6 protein-coding genes are annotated in these 4787 nt (G+C 74.5%); 1 reads left to right on the plus strand and 5 read right to left on the minus strand.

From position 1 onward, the window contains the following. Positions 1–57 precede the first annotated feature (57 nt). The 5 genes from ACFW1A_RS38690 to ACFW1A_RS38710 form a co-directional block, all read right to left on the minus strand. Positions 58–240: a PspC domain-containing protein gene (locus ACFW1A_RS38690; protein WP_380418064.1), complete on the minus strand. Its 183-nt coding sequence runs from the start codon at positions 238–240 to the stop codon at positions 58–60. Between the two features lie 62 nt (positions 241–302). Then, positions 303–953: a VanZ family protein gene (locus tag ACFW1A_RS38695; protein ID WP_380418066.1), complete on the minus strand. Its 651-nt coding sequence runs from the start codon at positions 951–953 to the stop codon at positions 303–305. 115 nt (positions 954–1068) lie between these two features. Beyond that, positions 1069–1410: a hypothetical protein gene (locus ACFW1A_RS38700; RefSeq protein WP_380418068.1), complete on the minus strand. Its 342-nt coding sequence runs from the start codon at positions 1408–1410 to the stop codon at positions 1069–1071. Beyond that, a complete protein-coding gene (locus ACFW1A_RS38705) occupies positions 1403–2938 on the minus strand; it encodes an ATP-binding protein (RefSeq protein ID WP_380418070.1) in 1536 nt (511 codons plus the stop codon). The genes ACFW1A_RS38700 and ACFW1A_RS38705 overlap by 8 nt, the downstream gene beginning before the upstream one ends. A gap of 35 nt (positions 2939–2973) precedes the next feature. Further along, positions 2974–3651, minus strand: a complete 678-nt coding sequence (locus tag ACFW1A_RS38710; RefSeq protein ID WP_380418072.1) for a response regulator — start codon at positions 3649–3651, stop codon at positions 2974–2976. Positions 3652–3900: 249 nt separating this feature from the next. On the opposite strand from ACFW1A_RS38710, the gene ACFW1A_RS38715 reads away from it, so the two are divergent. Further along, on the plus strand, positions 3901–4632 hold the full coding sequence (locus ACFW1A_RS38715) for a SigE family RNA polymerase sigma factor (protein ID WP_380418074.1): 732 nt from the start codon (positions 3901–3903) through the stop codon (positions 4630–4632). Positions 4633–4787: the final 155 nt, after the last annotated feature.

The raw sequence follows: 4787 nt of genomic DNA on the forward strand, positions 1-4787 counted from the left end.
CGGCACAGGGCGCGGGTCCCGGATGTCCGGGGTCCGCGCCCTGTGCCGTGCACGGGGTCAGGGCTCCTGCGGGAGCAGAAGCCAGAGCGCCAGGTAGAGCAGGAACTGCGGGCCCGGCAGCAGCAGCGAGACCAGGAAGATCAGCCGCACGGTCCACGGCTCCAGGCCGAAGCGCTCGGCCACCCCGGCGCAGACGCCGGCGATCAGGCGGTTGTGACGGGGACGGGCAAGGGTGCGCATGGCCTGCTCCTGCGGGGTTCGGTGACCTGCTGACAGCTCCATGCTCCGCCCGCACGGCACCCTCAGGCGTCCGCCCGGATGCCGATCCGCGACCCCGGAGTCTCACCGGGGCGGCCGACCCGGACCTGCGGGTCCGGCTCAGGGTCGTCCCGGAGGGGAACGGGCGCCGGACGGGGCCGCGGTGCGGTGCGGGAGCGCAGCGCGGCCCGGCCGATCGGGACCACCAGCAGGTGGGCCAACGCGGCGCCGATCACCCCGAGCAGGACGTCGTCCACGTTCAGCACCTGGCCGCCGAGCACGGTGCGCACCCCCTCGACGCCGGTGGCCACCAGCGCGGCGCAGGCCACCGCGTGCACGAAGGACGGGAACCAGGCGGTGCGCAGCCGGCCGCCGGCCAGCGGCACCAGCACGCCCAGCGGGGCGGTCAGGGCCAGCGCGCCGAGCAGTTGGCGCAGGTCGCCGTCGGCCAGCGAGCGCTGCACCGAGGCGAACGGGGTCAGGTTGGCGTCGTAGGCCCAGGCGGTCGGCTCCTGGCGCAGCGCCAGCCAACCGAGCAGCAGGAAGTAGCACCCCAGCAGCACCAGCCCGAGCGAGCGCAGCGCGGGCTGCGGGGCCTCGCGCTCCGCCGGCCGTACGGCGGCCGCCCACGGGGCGGACGGAGCGCCGCCGTCCGGCGGGGCCGCCCGCCCCTGCCGTCGATCGTCGATCCGCATCCCGTCGCGCGCTGCGCGCCTGCCGGTGCCATCTCGCTGCACGTCACCCAGGACGCGTCGGTCCCGCCGGACGGTTCCAGGGGCACCCGAACGGCTCAGCGCCCCCCGGGCGCCGTCACTCGCAGCGCAGGGTGCCGCTCGGGCTCGGGACCGGCGTGGGCTGGGCGCTGAACAGGCTGCCGCCCGGGGCGGACGGGGCCGGGGTCGGGGTCGCGGTGAGGTCGGCGAACGGGCGGCCGGTGCCCTTCATCGCGCCGACCGCGGGGCTGGCCGGCGCCGCGGGCGGGTGCACCGGGCTCGGGCAGGCGGTCCGGCTGGCGGGGGCGCCGGCGTCCACCGGCACGGCGGTGGGCCGGATCCCGCAGCCGGTGGCGAGCAGGGCCAGCAGCCCCACCGCCCCGGCGAGCGCGGTCCGGCGGTGTGCGGTTCGGCGGTGTGCGGTTCGGGGCTCAGCCAAGGTCCCCGCCTCCGTTCGGTCGTGGCCCGGTCGGGCCGGCCCCCGGCGGTGGCGTCGGCTTCAGCGGCAGCCGGAGGGTGAACACCGCGCCGCCCTGCGGCGCGTTGGCGGCGGTGATGGTGCCGCCGTGGATCTGGGCGTTGGCCATCGCGATGGACAGGCCCAGGCCGCTGCCCTCGGAGCGGGCCCGGCCCTTGTCGGCCTTGTAGAAGCGGTCGAAGACGTGCGGCAGCACCTCCGGCGGGATGCCCGGGCCGCTGTCGCTGACCCGCACCACCACCGCGTCCGGCTCCTGGACCACCTGGACCCGCACCGGCGAGCCGCCGTGCTTGAGCGCGTTCCCGATCAGGTTGGCGAACACCACGTCCAGCCGGCGCGGGTCGACCATGGCGCGCACCCCGCGCGGGGCGTCCAGCTCGACCGCGTCGTACCAGGCCCGGCCGTCGATGCAGGACATGATCAGGTCGGCGATGTCCACCTCGTCGGCGACCAGCTTGGCGGTGCCGGCGTCGAACCGGGTCACCTCCATCAGGTTCTCCACCAGGTCGGAGAGCCGGCGGGTCTCGCTGACCACCAGGCGCACGGCTGGTTCGATCATCGGGTCCAGCGCGTCCGCCTCGTCCTCCAGGATGTCGGTGACGGCGGTCATCGCGGTCAGCGGCGTGCGCAGTTCGTGCGACATGTCGGCCACGAAGCGGCGGCTCTGCGCCTCCCGGGCGCTCAGCTCCTCGACCTGCCCGGCCAGCGCCTCGGCGGTGCTGTTGAAGGTCCGGGCCAGGTCGGCCAGTTCGTCGGCGCCGCTGACGGCGAGCCGGGTGTCCAGCTTGCCCTCGCCCAACCGCCGGGCGGCGTCGGCGAGCTGACGGACCGGGCGGAGCACGGTGGCGGACGCGGCCTGGGCCAGCAGGGTCGCCGCGATCAGCGCCAGCAGGGTGGCCACCGCCAGCGACCAGCCCAGGGTGTCCAGGTCGGCCCGCTCGTTGTCCAGCGACTTGAACATGTAGGCGGTCGGGCCGGTCGGGACCACCTTGGTGCCGCCGACCACGTAGGGCTCGCCGGCCAGGTTCACCCGCTGCCAGTACAGGTGGTAGGCGTACGGGTTGCCGTCGCCGACCGGGCGCGGCTGGCCCACCGCGGTGACCAGGGCGTGCGGCACCTGGGCGGCGGTGAACCGCGGGTCGGAGGTGGCGGTGCAGTCGGGGTGCGCCTCGTCCACCACCACCACGGTGTAGCCCAGGCCCGAGCTCGCCACGTCGTTGGCCAGCTGCGCCAGGGCCGGGCAGCTCGCGCCCAGCGGCAGCGCCGAGACGTTGCGGCTCAGCGAGACCCGGAAGTCCTTGAGCGCGGTGTCCTGGGCGCGCTTGAGCACCGCGTCGCGGTTGAGCCAGTAGGCGATCCCGGAGGCGGAGACGGCCGCGGTCAGCGCGACCACGGCGAACACCGCGACCAGCCGCACCCGCAGCGAGCTCAGCCGCAGCCGCCGTCCGAGCAGGGTCAGCAGGCCGCGGGCGTTCTGGTGGTCAGTCACGTCGTCAGGTCAGCCATTCCGTCGGGGCCTGCTCCTCAGGCGGGCGGGTCCAGACGATAGCCGACCCCGCGGACCGTGCGGATCAGGGTGGGGGCCGAGGGCACGTCCTCCACCTTGGCCCGCAGCCGCTGCACGCAGGCGTCCACCAGCCGGGAGTCGCCCAGGTAGTCGTGCTCCCACACCAGCCGCAGCAGCTGCTGGCGGGAGAGCGCCTGGCCGGGCCGGCGGCTGAGCTCCAGCAGCAGGCGCAGCTCGGTCGGGGTGAGCTGGAGGTCCAGGCCGTCCTTGGTGACGGTCATCGCCGAGCGGTCGATGACCACCGAGCCGAAGGCGGAGGAGTCCGAGTTCTCCCGCTCGCCGCGGCGCAGCACGGCGCGGATCCGGGCGTCCAGCACCCGCGGCTGCACCGGCTTGACCACGTAGTCGTCGGCCCCCGACTCGAGGCCCACCACCACGTCGATGTCGTCCGAGCGGGCGGTCAGCAGGATGATCGGCAGCTGGTCGGTGCGGCGGATCCGGCGGCAGACCTCGAAGCCGTCGATGCCGGGCAGCATCACGTCCAGCACGATCAGGTCGGGCCGCTGCTCCTTGAACAGCCGCAGGCCGTCCTCGCCGGAGGCAGCGGTGGCCACACGGTGACCCTGGCGGGTGAGGGCGAGTTCGAGGCCGGTCCGGATGGCGTCGTCGTCCTCGATCAGAAGCAGGAAAGGCACCCGGTCATTCTGGCTCACCGGGTGGGTCCCCGGGAACCGTCCGAGCTGCGGTCGGCGTCAGGGCTGTCGGGGGCGGTGCGGGACCAAGGTCCCCCGCCTTGTGACACCGCTGTGACAGTCGCCGGACACCGCCATGACGGGCGGCGGGCAGGATTTTCCTTGTCACCGCGACGAGGCCGCAGGTCAGGGCCCGAGCGGGACACCGAAAGGACCCGCTCGAACCGGCCAAGGGGGCGCACGATGAACGCAATGCTCGAGACCCAGAAGATCTGGGACGCGCAGTGCTCATCGCCGCGCGGTCGGGTCGAGAACTGCTCGGGGGGCCGCAGGGGAGCGGTGAGCAGGAGCCACGGGGCCGCCAAGGGGGCGACCGTCTTCCGGCTGGTGCCGGTCGAGGACCGCCTCCCGGCCGTCGGACAGGGAGGCGCGCAGGGGGAGCACTCGGCCGCCGAGGTGGACCACCTCACGGAGTTCACCGCGTACGTGCGCGAGCGCCGCGCCTCCCTGTACGCCACGGCGTACCACCTGACCGGCGACCGGTTCGAGGCCGAGGACCTGCTGCAGACCGCACTGTTCTCCACCTACCGGGCCTGGGGCCGGATCACCGACAAGGCCGCGGTGGGGGGCTACCTGCGGCGCACCATGACCAACCTGCACATCTCGGCCTGGCGTCGGCGCAAGCTGAACGAGTACCCGACCGAGGAGCTGCCGGAGACCGTCGGCGACACCGACGCGATGGGCGGCACCGAGCTGCGCGCCGTGCTCTGGCAGGCGCTGGCCAAGCTGCCGGAGAACCAGCGGACCATGCTGGTGCTCCGCTACTACGAGGGCCGCACCGACCCGGAGATCGCCGACATCCTGGACATCAGCGTCGGCACCGTGAAGTCCAGCATCTGGCGCGCGCTGCGCCGGCTGCGCGAGGACGAGCAGCTCAACCGCACCGGCGACACCAGCCGCGCCTTCGGCGAGCTGGTGGCCTGACCGGTCCACAGACACCCGTCGGGGGACGGGGAACGGGCGCACAGCCGCGCGGGGCTCGGGGGAGCCCCCGCGCGAGTCCTGGTCGCGCCCGGCAACAGTCGGGCCCGGCGTCTCGGGAGAGGACGCCCGGCCCGTCAGGGTTCGCGGGTGATCAG

Origin of the sequence: Kitasatospora sp. NPDC058965 (assembly GCF_042741245.1) — a bacterium.
In the GTDB taxonomy this organism is placed as follows: domain Bacteria; phylum Actinomycetota; class Actinomycetes; order Streptomycetales; family Streptomycetaceae; genus Kitasatospora.

Coding starts and splice junctions, on each gene's coding strand:
- ACFW1A_RS38690 (WP_380418064.1), bottom strand. CDS start 240: ATGCGCACCCTTGCCCGTCCCCGTCACAACCGCCTGATCGCCGGCGTC.
- ACFW1A_RS38715 (WP_380418074.1), top strand. CDS start 3,901: ATGCTCGAGACCCAGAAGATCTGGGACGCGCAGTGCTCATCGCCGCGC.
- ACFW1A_RS38695 (WP_380418066.1), bottom strand. CDS start 953: ATGCGGATCGACGATCGACGGCAGGGGCGGGCGGCCCCGCCGGACGGC.